Raw genomic sequence first — 19022 nt, 5'->3', positions numbered from 1 at the left:
TCTGGCCGAATCAGTGGCTGGTCTCACTGTTTCCTTCCCGCCAGAAGCCACGACTTAGGACCAGATCAGACCTTCACCTGGGTACGCAAGGAAACGATGGCGTGTCGTATTACTACGACTGCTCGGTTGGCCAGTGTCGAAACGGGCGACAGCCGTCTCAGGATAAACCACCTGTCTTACATTTTTGGAGTCGTCAGAAGCCCGTCCGGAGGCGGGCGGCCAGATCATCGGACCAGTGGAACTCCCCGTCGTAGATGACGGGCAATGAGGTCTGACCCAGCGCGTCGGCCAGTTCCGTAGCGCCGAGCGAGTGGCTCGTCTGTTCGCCGTTTAGCGCGGCGCTGTCGTCAAATGGCAGGCGGTAGCTCTCACCGGGCCGTTCCGGGGATACAACCGTACACTGTACGTCGAACCCGGTTTCTCCTTCGGAGAGCCAGACGACCGCCGGGTGTGCCGGATTGGGAACGATGGAGTATGTCCCGTCGCCGACAACCGCGTAGTCTTTGCACATCATTATCCGCCGGCGCGCGAGTTCCAGCGCTCGCTGGATGCTGAATCCGTTACTGAGCAAGCGCGCGAAGGCGGTCCCGACTAGGGCGGCGTGCTTGTCCAGCACGTCGGTGAGTGTCACTGCGCCGGCGACCGCACCCTGTTTGACCAGGTCAAGCCCTTCATCGTAGGAGCCACAGGCGTTCAGGAAGAACGTCTGCGTTCGGGATTCTGACAGCGACGACAGCGCCAGATTACCGTCGGGACAGCGCAGTCCCTCCTCATCGCAGTGGCCGATGAAGTGGACGAACTCCGTCGGCTGCCGGAACACGTCGGCCAGTTCGTTGACCGACAGCAGTTCGCTGACCCGCACGTCCATCGGGAGGTCCGCTGCCCGGTATATCTCCGTGACTTCTGTGTGTTCGTCAGCCATCTCCTCGTCGTTGAGGACGACCGCGACTTGTTGGCTGTCGGTATCATGGTTCTGACTACGGTAGCGGTTCACGTACGCTTCCGGCGGCGTTTTGCAAGCGTCTATCGGGTTCCCCGGAGCGAGCCACGAGTGCAACTGCCCCTCACGCAGGTTCGGTTCAATGACCGGTGGGCGTTCGGCCGACCCGCGGCTCAGATACGAATCCGCCAGCGTCCTGTCGAGAAGCTCATCTTGGTCAAGCCGGGAGCTGTCCGGCAGGTAGATAAGACTGAGCCGGTCAAGCAGGAAGGGCAGATAGCGGACCCGCTCCGGCTCCGGCGAGACGTACGTCGAAAGGGGCCACTCAGGTAGAATCGAGTTCACGGCCTCATCGGAGACATCGATGTACCGTTCGAGCCGTCCAGCCGGCGATAGCGACCGAATCGTGTCCGGGTCAAGTGAGAGGGCGGACGTAATACGAGGCCCGCTCTCGGCCGGGTCGACGCGTCTGACCTGGCAGTCCAGATAGAATACCTTCCGGAGCAGCGCTGCGACGCCGGCCTGTAGCGACGGCCATGCGTCGAAGGAGAGCTGTACCGACGTGCCTTCGGCCGTCAACAGTGCGGCGTCCCGTGACTCGACCACCACTTCGGCCCCGAGATAGTACGCCAGTGGTGCGCTGACGAGCAGTTCCGCCTCGCACTCTGGAACACGGAGCGTGATACCGGTCTCGGGACGGTTCTGCCGAACCGGTTCCGGAATGCGGGTTGTCTCGCCGGTCGTGACTATCGGCGGGTGCCCGCGGAGTTCCGGGTGCGAGCGGGACGGCTGCATCGTGTGATGAGCCCCGCTCAGATGTGTGATTGCCGTTGCGAGCCCTGCGGGCGTCGCGGGGACCTGCAGATGCGGCCGCTCCGCGTTCGTTTCCCAGACGAATCCGACGGTAATGCTCGTCGGCTCCTGGAAGCCAAGCACGGTAGTAATACCGGCCGAGTGGAGCGACGCCGGGCCGTCGAAGCGGACGTGGATCCGGATGTCATCTACGACGCCCAGCGGTGAGTCCCGGTCGCTATCCGCAGCGCGGGCCTGCATCGTCAACAGGTACTCCCCTTCCTGAAGCCTTGTCGGTGAATCAACCGTCTCGCTATCGGCATCAGCAGCAACGCGGGTTACCGTGGCATCAACCGCCGGTAGCGCTAACTCGGTGACGGACCCACGGTAACAATCGTCGACACGTTGTGGTAGCTGTTCGCCGTCAGTACTCTCCCGATTGTGTAATTGGTGCACCAGTGCGGTCGGGTCGACCGTCTCCCCATCCCAGTCCAGCGTTTCACCGCCGTCCCGGCCCACCCGCTCGCCTGCCACCCCCCAGGTGACCATGTGTGATTATACAGAACGTCATCTGATATATACGTACGGTTGTCAGCACGTCGTCACCCCCCATACCCCGGCACCAGACGGTAAATAATAACATTGCACATACGTGGGTCAAAGGGTAGATTATTGTCGTATCGGTCCTGACTCGGATACATGAGCTACGAAACCGTACGGGAAGCAGACCCGGCAGTCGCAGACGCCCTGGAAGGCGAACGAGGCCGGCAGAACGACACACTGGCGATGATTGCTAGTGAGAACCACGTCAGCGAGGCTGTGATGGAGGCACAGAGCTCCGAACTGACGAACAAGTACGCCGAGGGCTATCCTGGCGAGCGCTACTACGGCGGCTGTGAGTACGCCGACGACGTCGAGGAACTCGCTATCGACCGCGCAAAGGAGCTGTGGGGCGCGGACCACGTCAACGTCCAGCCACATTCCGGTTCACAGGCCAACATGGGCGTCTATCTCGGCGTCCTCGAACCCGGCGACAAGATCCTCTCGCTTGACCTGACCCACGGCGGCCATCTCTCACACGGCCACCCGGCGAACTTCGCCGGGCAGGTGTACGAAGTCGAACAGTACAAGGTCGGCGAGGAAACCGGCTACATCGACTACGAAGGCCTCCACGACCATGCAGAGGAGTTCGAGCCGGACATCATCGTTTCGGGCTACTCGGCGTACCCGCGCGAAGTCGACTTCGAGCGGATTCAGGAAGCCGCCGATGCGGTCGACGCCTACCACCTCGCAGACATCGCTCACATCACTGGTCTCGTCGCCGCCGGCGTCCACGAGTCGCCGGTCGGTGTCGCCGACTTCGTCACTGGGTCGACGCACAAGACCATCCGCGCCGGCCGCGGTGGCATCATTATGTGCGACGAAGAATACGCCGACGACATCGACGCTGCCGTCTTCCCCGGCTCGCAGGGCGGCCCGCTGATGCACAACGTCGCCGGCAAGGCCGTCGGCTTCGGTGAGGCGCTGGCTCCCGAGTTCGAGCAATACTCCCAGCAGACCGTCGACAACGCCATCGCGCTCGGCGACCGACTCAAAGAGCACGGGCTGGATCTGGTCTCCGGCGGCACGGACAATCATCTCGTCCTCATCGACCTCCGGCCGTCCCACCCGGACACCACCGGCAAGGAAGTCGAGGAAGCGCTGGAGGAAGCTGGTATCGTCCTCAACGCCAACACCGTTCCGGGCGAGACCCGCTCAGCATTCAACCCCTCGGGCATCCGCGCCGGTACGCCCGCGCTCACCACGCGTGGCTTCGACGAGGACGCCTGCCGCGAGGTCGCAGACCTCATCTACAAGGTTGTCGACGCGCCCCATGACGACGATGTCGTCACGGAAGTCAGCGATCGCGTGGACGAGATGACCGACGAGTACACGCTGTACGAATAGCGCCAGAAGCTGTAGCCTGCGGTTCTGCTATCCGCACACTCCGCAACTCACTTTTTACCATTTCCAGCCGACACGTCTGGTATGCTCCGCGCAACCCGACGCCGGATGCTCTATGCACTGGGTGCCTCCCTGCCAACACTCGCCGGCTGTACGCAGTTTGAGGTCGAGTCAGGGGAGGAAACCGGACACAGCGATGGTGGCGGGAGTGAGCCCACAACAACAGCGTCAGAGACAGATACTGTTACTGCCACAGCCGAGCGGGCCAGTGCTGGCCAGACAACTGATGCCGAGGCGCTCGACCTGCGGGAGGCCAACGTCGTCGGCGTCGAACTCACGGACGAGGGGAGCGGCGACTACCGCTTCGACGTAACACTCTACCACGATGACGACGGCGAGGACGGCTACGCGAACTGGTGGCAAGTCGAGACGCTGGCGGGCGACCGACTCGGGCGCCGGGGCCTCCGGCACGCTCACTCGACGGCCCCGTTCACCCGGTCGGAGACGATTACGGTTCCAAACGACGTGGGCTGTGTCGTGGTTCGGGGGCATGACCAGACCCACGAGTACGGCGGGCAGGCGATGACGGTGGCTGTCCCGAGCGGCGTGACACGGGCCATCCAGCAGGGAGCCGGGCGGAAGTCAATCGCCGAGTCGGACTGTCCCTGAGCGTGCCAGCCTGTCGCGGCTGACTGAAATCCGGGACGTTCATACCGCCCCGCGCCGCCGTTGTACCTAATGACAGAGATTATCGACGGCAACGCCGTCGCACAGTCGATTCGGGACGACCTGGTCGCGTCCATCGACCGCCTCGCCGACGCCGGCCACCGCCCGTCGCTGGCAACAGTGCTGATGTCCGAGGACCCGGCCAGCGAGACGTACGTCTCGATGAAACAGGACGACTGCGAGGAGGTCGGTATCGAGGCCATCGACATCGACATCGACCCCGACGCGGACGCCGCCGAACTGTACGACACCATCGAGGACCTCAACGCCGACGACGACGTCAACGGTATTCTGGTCCAGATGCCCGTCCCCGACCACGTCGAGGACCGGTCGGTCCTGCGAGCCATCGACCCGATGAAGGACGTCGACGGCTTCCACCCGGAGAATGTCGGCCGACTCGTGGCCGGCGACGCTCGGTACAAGCCCTGCACACCCCACGGCATCCAGAAACTCATCGAGAGCGCCGGTGTGGACACTGAGGGCAAGGACGCCGTCGTCGTCGGCCGCTCGGACATCGTCGGCAAGCCGATGGCGAACCTCCTCATTCAGAAAGCCCCGGGCGGCAATGCGACGACGACGGTGTGTCACTCTCGCACCGAAAACCTCGCCGAACGGACGCGAAACGCTGACATCCTCGTCGCTGCGGCCGGCGTCCCGGAGATGATCGACGGCGAGATGATTGGGGAGGGCGCGACGGTCATCGACGTGGGTATCAACCGCGTCGACGCCGACACCGAGAAGGGGTACGAACTCGTCGGCGATGTCGAGTACGAGAGCGCGAAAGAGGTCGCCGGCGCGATCACGCCGGTTCCCGGCGGTGTCGGCCCGATGACCCGCGCGATGTTGCTGTACAATACGGTCAAAGCGACGGGCCTGCAACACGACATTGACGTCGACCTCCCCTGAATGCCGACGCTTGCGGATTTTGCGGACCGGGACGTGCTCACCCGCCGAGTGACCAGAGAGAGTGACACGGCGGGCGTAGACGGCGTCCGTGGCCGTGCCGACCGCGGGCTCCACTGGGCAGTCGGCGCGCTCGTCACCGACCCGGCGGACCGTCTGCTGTTCGTCTACGAGGACGACATCTGGAAGCTCCCGGGCGGCGGCGTCGAAACCGGCGAGACGCGTCAGGAAGCGGTGCGCCGCGAAGTACGCGAGGAGACTGGTGTGCCTATCGCTGTCAATGAACTGGCTGCCGTCACCGAGGTCACAGTAACCGACGGCGACCGCGAGGCGACGTTCTTTTTCGGGACCTATCGCGGGACGGCAGATGCAACGGCGCTCGCGTCGGACCCCGGCCTTGACGGCGAATCGATAGAGACCGTCACGTGGCGGGAATCAGTCCCTGAAAACTGTCTGGACGAGTCGCTTGTACGGCGGCTCCGGTGACCGGTTAAACCGTGTCGTCCTCGATTCCGGTGAGCCAGTTTTCGGCTCTGACGAAGGCACTTTCGTCGCCGGTGATGTACGAACCCAGGTCCCGCGCCGCATGGACGAGACGGTTCGCGTCTGCGGGGTCGACATCGCCGTCCAGCGCTTCGACCCGCTTTCGATGGTCGCGAATCCGCCCGGAGAGCTGTCGTGCAGTAGGGTCCGGATTGGCGTCCAGATACGTCCGCACGTCCCGCTGATAGCTGTCGACGGCGGCCGCCATCGCCAGCCCGTACGGCACGCGAAGGGCCGACGGGACTGACTCGACAGCCGGATGGTCGCCGTCGTCAGCCCCGCCGAGCAGTTCGTAGAAGTACCGCTCTGCTGGGTCGCCGCTGCGCAATTCCCGAGAGAGGTGTGCGCCAACATGCTGGAGTTCGACCGCGGCGACGAACGTCGGGTCGAGCGGGCGAAGCTCGCCCGCGTCGATGAACCCTCGCTTGCGCGTGTATTCCCGACAGTGCTCTGCTGCCGTGTCGGCGATTTCCCGGGTCGTATCCGCATCGATTCGACTCCGCACCGGCGTCAAATCGAGCGTGGCCGGTGTGTCGGTGTGTTCGGTGTGCTCGTCGATGCCGACACTGTGGATGCTGCCACAGTCCGGACAGGCAATGCTTCCCGTTTCGTAGTACCGCCACCGCGTGCCACAGTCCTGACACTCGCGCTCCCCGCGGACTTTCATACCTGATGCTGAGAGGGCTGTCCTCAAGATTGTTCCGTGAGGGCTGTCTACGCTAACGCATGCGCTCGGAAGACGAGATCCGCGAGCAGTACGAGTTCCTTGCTGAACAGTTAGACGACGAGGAGATGGACCACGAGCGGGTCCGTATGATGTTCACCCACTACAAGCGAGCACTTGGCTGGGCGCTTGAGGAGGAGCACATCTAGGTTAGTTACAGCTTACATTCGCTTCTAATTCGATAACTAACATCTGCTGGACGGGGCCGGTACTTTTAAGTTATTCTGCCCCATTCGACCAAGTGACGCTTCGCTTGGAGGGCCGAAGCGTCAGCGGGGACCAATTCAGGGCGGCAAGCGGTCGCGTTTTTCGCGACCGCTTTCCACTTACTTCGCTGCAAACAACCTGACACGAGTGATTTCTGTACATCCAGAAAGTGATTACTGACGATAGAACGTACTCGATGGACAACTCTGTGCCTGTCGCGTTCCCGGACCACTACCAGTTTGAGCTCGCTGTTGCGTGTCCCGTCGCTGCCCTCGGCTCGCCGCACTCTACTTTCAACTCAAACGCCACCTGTGACGCCGGTGTGAACGTGACTTTCTGGCCACTGCGTTGAGCGTGGCCTCTGATCTGTCTTCCAGAGTGTCGGTTATCAGTCTGTGCTCTGCCGCGGTGACGTTGCGGCCAACTACATCACCCATTTCACACAGGACTAGTCCGCCCATCTCTCTCCTGTACTGACAAATAATACTGCTGCAATCAGTTTCCGGAGAATGATTATATACTGACTGTAGTTACCATATGGACAAAACGATGACTGAGGGCCTACATACAGAAAATTCGAGACCCAAAACTACTGAAACCACCTCAAGTTCTCTGGGCCGATATATTTAACAGTATAGATACTAAATCATTACATAGGAGAATCGATGCACGACTTGACAGGATTCCAGCGTGATCTTCTCTACGTGATCGCTGGCAGGGAGGAACCCCACGGCTTAGCTATCAAGGAGGAACTCGAAGCGTACTACGAGAAGGAGATCCATCACGGTCGCCTGTATCCGAACCTCGACACACTTGTCGACAAGGGACTGGTGGAAAAGGGCCAGCGCGACCGCCGGACCAACTTCTATACGCTCACGCGTCGCGGGCGTCGTGAGATAGACGCCCGGCGCGAGTGGGAAGACCAGTACGTCGACCTCTAAAGATGTCGTACCGCGGCTTGTGCCGAGGCCGTCGTATCGTCGGTAGTGACAGGTACAGCGCCAGTAACAGGAGCTGGTCACGGTGCGATAACGGCGGTCATCGCCGTAGACACACAAGCCGTCGTTTACATGTCGCACAGCTGACGAAACAGCTTGGTGTCAGGTGGTTTCCGGCTGGTTCACCACGAGAGACCCGTGGCATTCGACAACGAACTTGGCTCCGCCACTTTCTCCCTCAGTGACGGATATATCCCACCCGTGTGCCTGAACGATGTCTCTGACAATAGCCAGGCCGAATCCTGTTCCCTCTTCGTTTGTGGTATATCCCTGCTCGAAGACGGCGTCACGCTCTTCACTGGGGATGCCCGTCCCGGTGTCTTCAACGTAGAACCCGACCCCGTCGGGTACGGACCCGACCTTGACGGTCAGATCGGCCGATTCATTGTGTTCGACACTGTTCCGGAACAGGTTTTCAAACAGGGTCCGAAGTCGATTACGGTCACCATCGAGTTGGAGTGTCGTTTTGACGACGAGGGTCGCTCCGTCAGTCTCGACGCTCTGCCAAGCATCGTATGCGATCAGTTCGAGGTCTCCCTCGTCGGTCTCAGTCACCGTTTCACCTGAGCGGGCCAACGTGAGCGAGTCGTCGATGATAGACTCCATACGCTCGAGTTGCTCCTGAATCGTCCCAATCGACGCGCTGTGATCGGCATCGACATCGCTCTCAAGTAGGCTCAGTCGTCCGCTAGCGACGTTCAGTGGATTCCGAAGGTCGTGCGCAACAATGCTTGCAAACTGGTCCAGTCGTTCGTTCTGCCGTTCCAGTTTTTGCTTCCGCTGTAGCTGTTCGGTCACATCTCGGGAATTCAGAACGATTCCCTCGACGAACGGGTCGTGAAGCAAATTCGTTGCGTGTGCCTCGATGAAACGCCAGTTATCGGCTGCGTCCCGGAATCGCACTACGTACGTGCCGGAGTAGCCGTGATCGTCAACGTATTTGGCCAAATCCTCAGCAACGCCTTGCCTGTCGTCAGGATGGATGTATTCGATGGCGTTCTCACCGACTAACTCCGCAGGTTCGTACCCGAGTATCTTCTCGACTGGCTGGCTGACGTACGTGAAATCCCCGTCTTCGTCCAGAATTGTCACCATGTCCGAAGACCGCTCGATGAGGCGCTGGAACCGCTCTTCAGCGATACGTCGATCGGTCACGTCACGGTAGATGAGCAGGTGTCCGATCATTGAGCCAGTTTGATCGGTGAGCGTTGTACGGTTAATATCAAAGTAGTGCGGCCCGCCGTCAGCCTCAATGACGACATCGGCGTCGGCACTGCCGTCGCCGTCTGGGAGCGAGTCATAGGACGGCATGACTTCGGACGCGGACCGACCGATTGCCGCCCCTTCATCATCGAGGAAGTCCGCCCCAGCCTCATTTACATCGACAAGCCGTTCGTCTTTATCAACGACGAAGACGGGATCGGACATCTCCTCGACGAGCGTGTGTCTCGCGACGGGCATCAAGTCAAGGAGGTCAAAGCGAAAGAGCGCAATAGCGAAAACAATCCCCGTAAAGGTGAATGAAAACGCTGTCGGGTCGGCGGACCCCATCGGGCCGCTGCCGAAGATGAACACCACGCTCGCAATCATCGGAATAATGCCGCCAAGCAACATCAAGGTCGCCTGTGTCCGGTATCGACCGCTTCGTTTGAGCCCGAAGAGCCCGACAATGACGTACGTCGTCCCGATCAGAGTGTACTGGTACAGGAGATTGAACCAGAAGACAGGGCCGTTCTCACGCTCCGGACTCGCGAGCGGCGGTCCCTGCACGAACCCGTCGAGGGTCCATATCAGATCGTGTGACTGTGCAGTCACGACAAATCCGAATACGATGACCGGGGGAGCGAGCAGTAGCGCCCAGCGTCGGCGGGTCAGGAGTGATTCCCGGCCGCTGTATGTCAGCCCGAACCAGAACTGTGTTGGCCCGAGCCCGACCGCGCCGATGTATTTGATAACGAGACCAGTCCGGTACGTCGACATTGTCGTGCTTGCAGACAGAACACCGTTGCCGAGCGAATAAAGCGCGACAGAGGCCATTATCGCAGCGAGCGGTACTGCTCCGCGGACGCTCCGCCGACGAACGGCGATTCCAGCGATTCCCAGGTTTATCGCGAATGCACCAAGGAGAATCCACGTCGGTAGACCGGGCGCTAATCCCACAGCCAAGAATGATTTTGACGTTTTTTATAACTTCTCCCCGTATATATCAGGTGGATTATATATGCGTCGGTATCCGCACAATCTGTGCCGGAATCCAACTGTTTCACCTACGACCAGACTGACATCGTGCGGGTGTACAACTGAGTGACGGGGCATATCTTCTGCCTGTCTCGCTGGCTGATATTTGGATGAGAAGCAACGAGCGTCTGTCTCCCATCACTAACTGCTAACTGATCACACATGTGGGAGCTATGTCGACTCGCTTGCAACTATCCCCGGAGTCGATTCAGACGATTGTGTCTCGTCCTGCTTGCGGGATGCTCGGGATGTTTCTGGGCCTCAAAGCAGTGTTGACTGCCCGAGGCCGAACCGCGCCTTCGCCACGCGCGCCGTGTTCTGGATTTAGAACTGGTAGCGCCGGTCGTCCTTGTCCTGTTGCTGGGGGAAGTCGTTCCCGGTCATCTGGTCGAAGGTCATCCCCGAGAGGTACTCGTCGTACGTGCAGTCGTAGCTCGATCGGAGGTGGAAATCCAGCGTCCCGCGGTCGACAGTCGACTGAAACAGCATATGAACTGCACGCCTGACGAGTTCATCCGGGTCGTCCGGATCGAGTGCGACTGACAGCATCGCGAGTTCGTTGCGCGTCTCGCGGTCAATCGACAGCTCGAATTCGTCGTCGAAGTCGCCGTACACCGCTTCGATATCATCCTGTAGATCCTCAAGGCTCATACGAAAGGGGACGACGAGCGCGAGGAAACCCCTTACGACTCGTCTGGGGACGCTCCCTCGAAGCACGTATCGCTACGAGTATAACATATGATAAATTATATCATGGGTTGAACATAACGATGTGTAGCGGTCAGCTACCATAGGATTCAGATCAGATAATGACAGGTAGTGGGGACGAGACAGCAGCGTCCAGTCAACCCGACGGGCTGCTAGAGCGGCTTCACGCAGTCGTCCCGGATATGTACGCGCGGAGCTACACAGCGAAGTTCGCTGTCGCGCTGGCAGTAATCGTCGTTGTACTCGCAGCCGTCGGCTTCGGCAGCTACCTGCAGATACAGGAACGAATCGTCAGCGATGCGGCGACAGACCTCGAAACGTCGGCAACCCATCGCGCCGACAGTATCGAGCAGTGGCGGACGACCACCGAGACGGAGGCTACTGCTATTGCAGCCGCAGGTGTGTACGACACTGGGACGTCCGCAGATGTCAGACAGTACCTCACTACGGCAGAGTCGTCGCAAATTCGTTCGCTCCACTACGTCTCCACCGTCGACGACTCCCAGATGGTTGTCGCCAGCACTGAGACGAACACAGAGGGCCGGTCGCCGTGGGCGGTTGAACCCGCGTGGAAGTCCCCCGTACTGGCGGCGACGAATGACACCGCCGGTACCGAGACAGTGGTGCAATCGACAGCATACACGGATGGTGACGGCCACTCGATGGCGTTCGTGACCCCTGTCCCCGATGGCGATGGGGCACTAGTGCTGGTTGCCCGGGTCCCGGCTGAGCAGTTTCACGACGGGCGCAACGGGTTCGAGACGCAACTGCTCACCGGGGACGGGGACCCGCTTATCGGTGGCCAGGACGGTTCCGCGCCCATCAGTCAGACGGCCTTCAGGCCGCAATAGCGGGCCAAACGACGACTATCGAAACTGGGGACCGTGTTGCAGCGTACGCGCCCGTCAACGGCACGTCGTGGGTGGTCGTGACGAGCGCTGAGCGCGAGTCGCTGTACGGAACGAGTCGGCTCGTTGGCTTGGGATTTCTCGCTGTCGTCGGGACGGCAGTCGTCTCTTTGGGCGTCGCAGGGTACCTCTTCGGACGGCACACGGTTCGGCCTCTGAGACAGCTCCGAAGCCGGACGCAGGCGATGGAACAGGGTGATTTGGGTGTTGACATCTCGACCGCTCGGCAGGACGAGCTCGGGCGGCTGTACGGCGCCTTCGGAAATATGCGGGACACGCTTCGGAGTCAGATACAACAGGCACAGGCGGCCCGGAAGGAGGCCGAGCGATCGAGCCATGAACTCGAACGCCAGAACGAGCGGCTGGACGAATTCGCATCGACGCTGAGCCACGACCTCCGAAACCCGCTTACAGTCGCCCGAGGGCATGTCGAACTGCTTGCGACCCGGCTGTCGGACCCGGAGACGGAGTCGGCTGACCTCCAGTCTCACATCGAGAAACTCGAAGACGCACACGACCGTATCGAATCCATCATCGACGACGTGCTGACGCTGACAAGAAAGGGCGCGAGCGTTGAGGAGACGGCGCCGGTTCCGCTGGAGGCCGTCGTCACCGAGGCGTGGGACAACATCGACAACAAGGACGCCAGCATCGAAGTCGCGGGCAGTCGAACCATCGACGCTGACCGGGCGCGACTCTTGCGAGCCCTCGAGAACCTGTTTCGAAACGCTATCGACCACGTCGGCCCGGACGTGACTGTCACGGTCGGACTGACGGACCACGGGTTCTACGTTGCCGACGACGGGCCGGGGATTCCGACCGAAGCGGTCGACGACATCTTCGAGTACGGCCATACGACGAGTGAGGACGGAACCGGGCTCGGCCTCTCTATCGTCAAGACCATCGCGGAGGCCCACGGCTGGCGACTGTACATCGACACGACCTACCCCGACGGCGCGATGTTCGTGTTCGCGGACGTGTTCAGCGAGGACGAGCCGGACTGGTACGGGACCGAGTTCGAGTGGGGACGGTCCGAGGTCGACGACTAAGCGGTAACGACCGCCACGCACAAATCAGGACAGAGCTAAACGAGGGTATGACCGACCAGTCGACAGCGACGGACCGCGAGGGAGGCGTGCCTGCGGACCCGTCGGCTGTCCAGGACGCACTCGTGGAGTGGTACGAGGCAGACCACCGCTCGTACCCGTGGCGAGAGACGACAGACCCGTACGAGATTCTCGTTTCCGAGGTGATGAGCCAGCAGACCCAACTGGACAGGGTCGTCGACGCCTGGGAGGATTTTTTGGACCGCTGGCCGACCGCGGCGGCGCTGGCAGCGGCCGACCGCTCGGACGTGGTCGGCTTCTGGACCAGTCACTCGCTGGGATACAACAACCGGGCGAAGTATCTCCACGAAGCAGCTGGTCAGGTGATTGACGACTACGACGGCAAGTGGCCCCGCGACCCGGACGGCCTCAGCGAACTGATGGGTGTCGGCCCTTACACCGCCAACGCTGTCGCCTCCTTCGCGTTCAACAATGGGAACGCTGTCGTCGATACGAACGTCAAGCGCGTCCTGTATCGCGCCTTCGATGTGCCAGACGACGACTCGGCATTTGAATCGGCTGCGAGCACGCTTATGCCAGCAGGGCAGTCGCGGGTCTGGAACAACGCAATCATGGAACTGGGTGGCGTCGCCTGTCAGAAAACGCCCCGGTGTGAGGAAGAATCTTGTCCATGGCGCAAATGGTGTTACGCCTACGAGACAGGCGACTTCACCGCCCCAGACGTTCCTGAACAGCCCGACTTCGAGGGAAGCCGCCGACAGTTTCGCGGACGGGTTATCCGTGCCCTTGGGAACCACGACGAACTAACTCTTGACAACCTCGGACCGAAGGTCCGCGTTGACTACGCGCCTGACGGCGACAACGGACGCGAATGGCTTCACGGGCTGGTATCTGATTTGGCCGATGACGGGCTGGTTGAACTCGCTGAACAGGATGGTGATACCATTGTCCGGCTTCAACAGTAAACGCACCAGCCGCTTCCGGGTATAAAAGAAATACATATTTCAATGATTGTCTGGTAAAACCGACGTAGGTAAAGTGGACCATCGATACACCGATATATTTACGACCAACAGATTAAGGTCTGGTGGCTTAGAGGATATTCTATGCGCGACCAACTCGAATCTCTTACTTATCGGGTCGAGTCTGGGGAATTACAGACCCATGATGAAATTCGGCGTGAATTTCTGAACATCATTGAAGACACAGAAGACGAACCCTTCGGTTCTTCACTACCGAAGGTATTCACGGTGCTTACATCAATAGACCGTACTTCCCGAATGGCGTAATCAACTGAACACGATCAACTTATCACTTAATTGTAAATATATGCGTTTTCGAATTCCTCAGAATCTCTCTCCGAGCGACCTGTTAAATTGTAACTGCGCAGTTTATTTATTACCGTTTCTGTGCGCGGTCGCACTCATCGCGGATTACGCCGTCTCTCATACGTATCCGGCATTAGCTGGCGGCTTTTATTTCGCAGTGGGTGATACTGTCCTCAACAACTTCCCAACATATCCCGAAACAGTGCCGTTGTACACGGCTGACGGTGTCCGGATGGGGATGCCCCCCTTCGGTGCAATCATCGCCGCACTTGTCGCAAAAATCATTTCCCCATTAACGGCTGCGATGTGGCTCCCACTCCTATTTCATGTTGTGGCGACACTTGTGGGAACCTATGCGGTCCTAACCTACGTCCGCGATTCAGGCTCCGGAAAGTTGATCTCCGTCCTTGCTGGCAGTTCTCTGGCGGTGAGTCCGTCGGTGTACTTTTGGCATGTGACCGCTGGCGGCACGGTTCGCACGCTTGGATATATTTTATATCTCTCGCTTATTGCTATCTCAATTAGGCTCTTTCGCGGCCGGGAGGGCCGTCTGCTTGCTGTGGCCACACTACTCACCGGTCTGGCGATCTCAACACATCCGTTCTATGGGTTCATGTCCTGTCTGGCTGTCCTTGCGGCTTTTCTCGCCTTTGATCCAACCGTGCGGACGTTTCGGTGGGGTGTGTTGATCGCGGTTGGCAGTCTGCTTGTGGCAGCGATCTGGTTGCTGCCGTCAATCCTCAACCATGGCCTTGAGATGTACCTGAACGTGTCTGGGTCTAGGAACGGACTCTTTCAATGGACCTGGAATCCCGTCAACAGAATTTACACCGAGGGATGGCGCGGGACGAATAGACCGTTCTGGGTAACACTGGGATTATTCGGAACCCTCACAGCTCTTATAAAACGCCGTACATTTTTGCTCCTCTTGCTCGCGTTTTCTACCTACTTCACACCCCGGCCCCGGTTCATCATCGTCCCACTCGTGACGCTTGCAGCACTGTTCCTCGTCAAAGACGGCCCGACCTACTTCACCAAGGTCGCCAGAGGTATCAACGAGCGGCGACTGAAACAAGCCGGAGCCATCTTAGCCGTGCTGAGCCTTGTGATTGTCCCTGTTGCGACTGGTTTGGGCGCTGTTGGCGCGAACGCTCCACCATCGTTTATTAGGAGTGGTGGCTTGGACGCAGCCGAGTGGGCAAAGACCAATACCGAGTCTAATGCAAGCTTCATGGTAGGTGACGACTTCGCTGAGTGGTGGCCGCTCCTCTCCGATCGACGTTCTCTTGTTGCCCCCCGCGGCGCGGAGTGGGACCATGGTGAACGGCAAACAGAACTTGAACAACGGCGCACAATTCAGTCTTGTAAGTCTGCTGATTGTCTCCGTAAACTAGCTACATCGGAGCCGATTTCGACAGATTACGTTGTTGTCCCAGTGGGACGGCTGGTGACGGGTTTGGGCTATCAGCAGCAATCTCCAGAACTACACCCTTCGCTGCAACAATCTGCGAATTTCTCACTGGTATATCAAAACAGTGACTACGCAATATACGAATTCACTATGTCTAATAACTAACCAGATGTTTGGATTGGCTGATATATAATCTGAAAAACGGGGGGGTACCTGATCTTTCCAGACTCAAACTACGGGCAAGAAGGGCATTATTACGAGGTTCATTAGCGAAAGGGACAACACTGAACACAGTCCCTGTATTGCTAACTCGGGGAGAGCAGGGGTTGAAGGTTACAGCGTCACGGATTGTCTTAATTAATGGCGGAAATTGTCCGGCTGTAATGCCGGTCGAAGTTACCACCGTGATACTTCACGCGGACGTGAAGGAACGACTTGAAGACGAACGGAACAAAGACGAAAGTTACAACGACGCGGTAGACCGACTTCTCGGGGGTGACAGCGCGTGATGACGCCGGACGAACGGGCGCATTCCGCGTTCTGTGCCGAGGACTACGTCGAATTCGCGGCGGCGGACTACGACAGCCCGGCGGCGTTCCTGAAGGACCGGAACGGCGTTCACCCGGCCTCGGTTGACGACCCCGGCGAGTACCAGAAAGCCGTCGCTGAACGCGGGGGTGAACAGTGACCATGTCCGTCACCGACGACGCCGACGTGAACGCATGGGTTCAGGACGCCGTGTCCGCCGTGGAATTCCCGGCGAAGGCGAAGGGGTCGCTCGCGTGGCGTAGGGCGTTCCGAGCGGTCCTGACCCATATCCGCGAACAGGGAACGAGCGGGGCCGCCGGGAAGAACCTTCGGACAGTCGCCAATCGGGAAGAACCCCGGTTTGAATGGACGTGGGCTGAGACGGTCCTGCCGTGGCTTCCCGGCGTTCAGTACGAGCGCGGCGGACTGTGGAAGTTCGACCCCGCCGACGCCGACCGGGAACAGCCGACGTGGACACCCCGGGCGACGACCGAATAGCGTCCATGGTGACGGCGGCGGACTTCCCCGGCGAGGGGACGACCCCCGCCCAACACCGGAACGCTGTTCGGGAAGCATATAGCCACCTTGTCCGTCACGGAACGGCGACACGTGACGACCTTCGGCAACGCACCTGAGGGGGAGCACGGCCGGGAGTGGCTCCGCGGGCTGCTTGCGGATTTAACCGACGACGGGCTAGTCGATGTTGACGACAGCGATGGCGAAACGGTCGCGCGCCTACAGCGGTAACCGCCACTGATTGTAACACGACACGCAGGTGACGCTCTGATGCTAGTCATCGCCTTGCTCGGGCGATAGCTCGCGGGAATACACGGCCTCGTCGTAGGGGTCGCCGCCGATAGTCAGTGTGCGAACATTCGTCCGCTCGAAGCCGAGGTTCTCGAAGAACTCTCGGCTCCGGTCATTCGAGGCCAGGTCGAGCGCGCGGAACCGCTTGACGTCGTGCTCCAGAAAGATGTCTTCGAGTCGGTCGTATAGCGCCGTCCCGACACCCTCACTGTGATGGTCCGGATGGACGTACAGCCGCAGCATCGTTCCCATTGTATGCATGGTGATGCCCTGGGTGAAGCCGACGATTTCGCCGTCCTGCTCGGCGACCAGTAGCGTCGCCTCAATGTCGTCGAGGTCGTTGGCGGGGACGCCGCCAGCCCACCCGTGGAGCGCGCTGCCCAGTGGGTCGGCGTACCAGTCGGATATCGTCTCGTCGATGACTTCGGCGTCCAGCGAGTCGTAGGCGTCGTGCCATGCTGCCCGTGCGACCCGGCGGATGCCGTCGGCGTCGGCGTCGAAGGCTCGGCGGATAGTCGTCATGTGTGTCCCGGCGACGGACAGACAGATGGTTCCGAGCCAGTTCCACACCGGGTAAACTGACGCGATAGGCGGCGCAGTCCCGCCGGCTCGGCCGGATGCTGAATCGTGTCGCGTCCCATAGATGCTGTGTCTATCGGCTCGTTTGTGCTATCATGGCTAATATCCTCTCCTTTGTGTGTGAATCACTCTCACTATATATCATGGTTTATCATTAGGTTTATGTAGGTGACACCCATTGATCGTCTTGTATGAGGACAGTCATCCTCGGTGTCATCGGCTCCGACGCGCACGTCGTTGGGATTACCATTCTGGAACGAGCGTTCGAAGCGGCAGGGTTCAACGTAGTCAACCTCGGTGTCCAGTCGTCCCAGTCGGAGTTCATCGACGCCGCGGATGAACATGATGCCGAAGCGATACTCGTTTCGTCGCTGTACGGCCACGCCGAGCAGGACTGCCAAGGGTTCCAGCAGCAGATCAACGAAGCAGGACTTGACGTGACGACGTACATCGGCGGCAACCTCGCTGTCGGGCAGGACTCCTTCGAGGAGACGCGGGAGACGTTCAAAGCGCTCGGCTTCGACCGGGTCTTCGATTCGGAGACCGACCCGGAGGAAGCTATCGAGGCACTTAAAGCCGACCTCGGCCACCGCTCCCGTGAGGAGGCCTCGTCCGAGAAGATCCAGCTCGGCTCCTGAGCCACGAACACCTTTTCCAGCCGCTCACGTCAGCGAACCATGCGCAATCCGGACTGCTTTCAGCGACTGCTATTGTCGACCACGCACAGCCCGGGGCGCTTTACGACCAGGGTGCGTAGGCTGTGTAATGTCACACATGACAGCTGAGCTGAGTGACGGCACCGAAATCAAGAATATCCACGACGTGGTTGAGGGGTCGAACGGCGTTCACCTGAAAAAGGAGGTCAGCGGTGGCGAGCTGGAACGCGTCGCATACATCCCGTATCCGAACCTCCTCTACGTGTACCACGACAACTGAGCGTCGACCAGATAACCGCCGTCGTCGTGACAATCCGGAAGCGGAACCGAGACTAGCGATGCACTCTGTCTCCCCCACCGATATACCGGCCCCACTCCATAGGTCCGTCATGTCCGAACCACACGTCGTCGGCGTCGTCGGCAGTCTCAGGGAGCAGAGTTACACCAGAGTCGGCATCAAGCGCGCGCTCGCCGCCGCCGAAGAGACCGGAGCGACGACGGAACTGCTTGACCTCCAAGAGTTTGGCCTGCCGGTGTTCGACGCCGACCACCGTGAGGCAGGCGACGCCATCGCGTTCGCTGACAGCGTCCACGCGGCTGATTCGATTTTGCTTGGGACGCCGGTGTATCACGGGTCGTACTCGGGCGTATTGAAGAACGCACTCGACTACTGTGGCTTCGATGAGTTCGAACACAAAACTGTGGGGTTACTGGCAGTTGCCGGTGGAGGCTTTCCGATCACCGCGCTCGAACACCTTCGCTCGGTCTGTCGGGCGCTGAACTGCTGGGTCATCCCACACCAGGCTGCAGTTCCGAACGCGAGCGATCATATCGCCGACGATCAGATAGTCGACGCCGACATCGAAGACCGCGTGACGACGCTCGGTGAGGAAGCGGTCCAGTACGCGAACATCGAACCGGACCCGGCGTGTTTCGAGAGTGCGGAGAACGTCGGAGCAGATGATTAGCCGTGAGGACCGCCGTGGGTGTCCGAGCCGTGAGCGACTGATTCGAA

19 protein-coding genes and 2 pseudogenes are annotated in these 19022 nt (G+C 60.0%); 16 read left to right on the top strand and 5 right to left on the bottom strand.

Going from position 1 to position 19022, the window contains the following annotated elements; all coding sequences use genetic code 11:
* Nucleotides 1-193 precede the first annotated feature (193 nt).
* Entirely contained in the window at nucleotides 194-2281 is a 2088-nt protein-coding gene (locus ACODNH_RS18595; RefSeq protein WP_434530764.1) for a hypothetical protein, read from the bottom strand.
* A 150-nt stretch (nucleotides 2282-2431) separates the two neighbouring features.
* Between ACODNH_RS18595 and glyA the strand changes: the two genes are divergently transcribed.
* The 4 genes from glyA (at nucleotide 2432) to ACODNH_RS18575 (ending at nucleotide 5791) form a co-directional block, all read left to right on the top strand.
* Nucleotides 2432-3679 (top strand): serine hydroxymethyltransferase, encoded by a 1248-nt coding sequence (glyA, locus tag ACODNH_RS18590; RefSeq protein WP_434530763.1) that lies wholly within the window; start codon nucleotides 2432-2434, stop codon nucleotides 3677-3679.
* Between the two features lie 81 nt (nucleotides 3680-3760).
* Nucleotides 3761-4345 (top strand): hypothetical protein, encoded by a 585-nt coding sequence (locus ACODNH_RS18585; RefSeq protein ID WP_434530762.1) that lies wholly within the window; start codon nucleotides 3761-3763, stop codon nucleotides 4343-4345.
* A 69-nt stretch (nucleotides 4346-4414) separates the two neighbouring features.
* On the top strand, nucleotides 4415-5308 hold the full coding sequence (locus ACODNH_RS18580) for a bifunctional methylenetetrahydrofolate dehydrogenase/methenyltetrahydrofolate cyclohydrolase (protein WP_306706859.1): 894 nt from the start codon (nucleotides 4415-4417) through the stop codon (nucleotides 5306-5308).
* Nucleotides 5309-5791, top strand: a complete 483-nt coding sequence (locus tag ACODNH_RS18575; RefSeq protein ID WP_306706857.1) for an NUDIX hydrolase — start codon at nucleotides 5309-5311, stop codon at nucleotides 5789-5791.
* Between the two features lie 4 nt (nucleotides 5792-5795).
* On the opposite strand, the gene ACODNH_RS18570 is transcribed toward ACODNH_RS18575, so the two are convergent.
* On the bottom strand, nucleotides 5796-6515 hold the full coding sequence (locus tag ACODNH_RS18570) for a DUF7117 family protein (protein WP_434530761.1): 720 nt from the start codon (nucleotides 6513-6515) through the stop codon (nucleotides 5796-5798).
* A 59-nt stretch (nucleotides 6516-6574) separates the two neighbouring features.
* Between ACODNH_RS18570 and ACODNH_RS18565 the strand changes: the two genes are divergently transcribed.
* Entirely contained in the window at nucleotides 6575-6721 is a 147-nt protein-coding gene (locus tag ACODNH_RS18565; RefSeq protein ID WP_195156665.1) for a hypothetical protein, read from the top strand.
* Nucleotides 6722-7444: 723 nt separating this feature from the next.
* On the top strand, nucleotides 7445-7720 hold the full coding sequence (locus ACODNH_RS18560) for a PadR family transcriptional regulator (RefSeq protein WP_004518082.1): 276 nt from the start codon (nucleotides 7445-7447) through the stop codon (nucleotides 7718-7720).
* A gap of 159 nt (nucleotides 7721-7879) precedes the next feature.
* On the opposite strand, the gene ACODNH_RS18555 is transcribed toward ACODNH_RS18560, so the two are convergent.
* Both ACODNH_RS18555 and ACODNH_RS18550 read right to left on the bottom strand, forming a co-directional pair.
* Nucleotides 7880-9937, bottom strand: a complete 2058-nt coding sequence (locus tag ACODNH_RS18555) for a sensor histidine kinase (RefSeq protein ID WP_306706850.1) — start codon at nucleotides 9935-9937, stop codon at nucleotides 7880-7882.
* A gap of 402 nt (nucleotides 9938-10339) precedes the next feature.
* On the bottom strand, nucleotides 10340-10666 hold the full coding sequence (locus tag ACODNH_RS18550) for a hypothetical protein (RefSeq protein ID WP_306706848.1): 327 nt from the start codon (nucleotides 10664-10666) through the stop codon (nucleotides 10340-10342).
* Nucleotides 10667-10824: 158 nt separating this feature from the next.
* Here ACODNH_RS18550 and ACODNH_RS18545 point away from each other — a divergent pair.
* From ACODNH_RS18545 to ACODNH_RS18515, 7 genes and pseudogenes are all read left to right on the top strand, one after another.
* A pseudogene (locus ACODNH_RS18545) lies at nucleotides 10825-12680 on the top strand (sensor histidine kinase).
* Nucleotides 12681-12727: 47 nt separating this feature from the next.
* Nucleotides 12728-13663 (top strand): A/G-specific adenine glycosylase, encoded by a 936-nt coding sequence (locus ACODNH_RS18540; protein WP_306706844.1) that lies wholly within the window; start codon nucleotides 12728-12730, stop codon nucleotides 13661-13663.
* 520 nt (nucleotides 13664-14183) lie between these two features.
* Nucleotides 14184-15602 (top strand): hypothetical protein, encoded by a 1419-nt coding sequence (locus ACODNH_RS18535; protein WP_306706841.1) that lies wholly within the window; start codon nucleotides 14184-14186, stop codon nucleotides 15600-15602.
* Nucleotides 15603-15820: 218 nt separating this feature from the next.
* Nucleotides 15821-15946 carry a DUF7557 family protein gene (locus ACODNH_RS18530; RefSeq protein WP_306706839.1) on the top strand — a complete coding sequence of 42 codons (126 nt, stop codon included), beginning with the start codon at nucleotides 15821-15823 and terminating at the stop codon, nucleotides 15944-15946.
* Nucleotides 15946-16125, top strand: coding sequence for a hypothetical protein (locus tag ACODNH_RS18525; protein WP_306706837.1), 180 nt, complete (start codon nucleotides 15946-15948; stop codon nucleotides 16123-16125). The genes ACODNH_RS18530 and ACODNH_RS18525 overlap by 1 nt, the downstream gene beginning before the upstream one ends.
* Before the next feature lie 2 nt (nucleotides 16126-16127).
* A complete protein-coding gene (locus ACODNH_RS18520) occupies nucleotides 16128-16463 on the top strand; it encodes a hypothetical protein (protein WP_306706835.1) in 336 nt (111 codons plus the stop codon).
* A gap of 129 nt (nucleotides 16464-16592) precedes the next feature.
* Nucleotides 16593-16712: pseudogene (locus ACODNH_RS18515) on the top strand (A/G-specific adenine glycosylase); the annotation flags it as partial.
* 42 nt (nucleotides 16713-16754) lie between these two features.
* On the opposite strand, the gene ACODNH_RS18510 reads toward ACODNH_RS18515, so the two are convergent.
* Nucleotides 16755-17294, bottom strand: coding sequence for a GNAT family N-acetyltransferase (locus ACODNH_RS18510; protein ID WP_306706834.1), 540 nt, complete (start codon nucleotides 17292-17294; stop codon nucleotides 16755-16757).
* A 248-nt stretch (nucleotides 17295-17542) separates the two neighbouring features.
* On the opposite strand from ACODNH_RS18510, the gene glmS reads away from it, so the two are divergent.
* The 3 genes from glmS to ACODNH_RS18495 all read left to right on the top strand — a co-directional run bounded on the left by glmS (nucleotide 17543) and on the right by ACODNH_RS18495 (nucleotide 18975).
* On the top strand, nucleotides 17543-17989 hold the full coding sequence (gene glmS / locus ACODNH_RS18505) for a methylaspartate mutase subunit S (RefSeq protein WP_101350135.1): 447 nt from the start codon (nucleotides 17543-17545) through the stop codon (nucleotides 17987-17989).
* A gap of 136 nt (nucleotides 17990-18125) precedes the next feature.
* The gene (locus tag ACODNH_RS18500; RefSeq protein WP_434530760.1) at nucleotides 18126-18287 is read left to right on the top strand and encodes a hypothetical protein; all 162 of its coding nucleotides are present in this window, start codon (nucleotides 18126-18128) and stop codon (nucleotides 18285-18287) included.
* A gap of 109 nt (nucleotides 18288-18396) precedes the next feature.
* Nucleotides 18397-18975 (top strand): NADPH-dependent FMN reductase, encoded by a 579-nt coding sequence (locus ACODNH_RS18495; RefSeq protein ID WP_306706828.1) that lies wholly within the window; start codon nucleotides 18397-18399, stop codon nucleotides 18973-18975.
* Nucleotides 18976-19022: the final 47 nt, after the last annotated feature.

Origin of the sequence: Haloarcula sp. NS06, from assembly GCF_051122755.1 — an archaeon.
Taxonomy (GTDB): Archaea; Halobacteriota; Halobacteria; order Halobacteriales; family Haloarculaceae; genus Haloarcula.
Note: the sequence above shows the minus strand (reverse complement) of the source record. Positions and strands in the feature narration are given on the sequence as shown.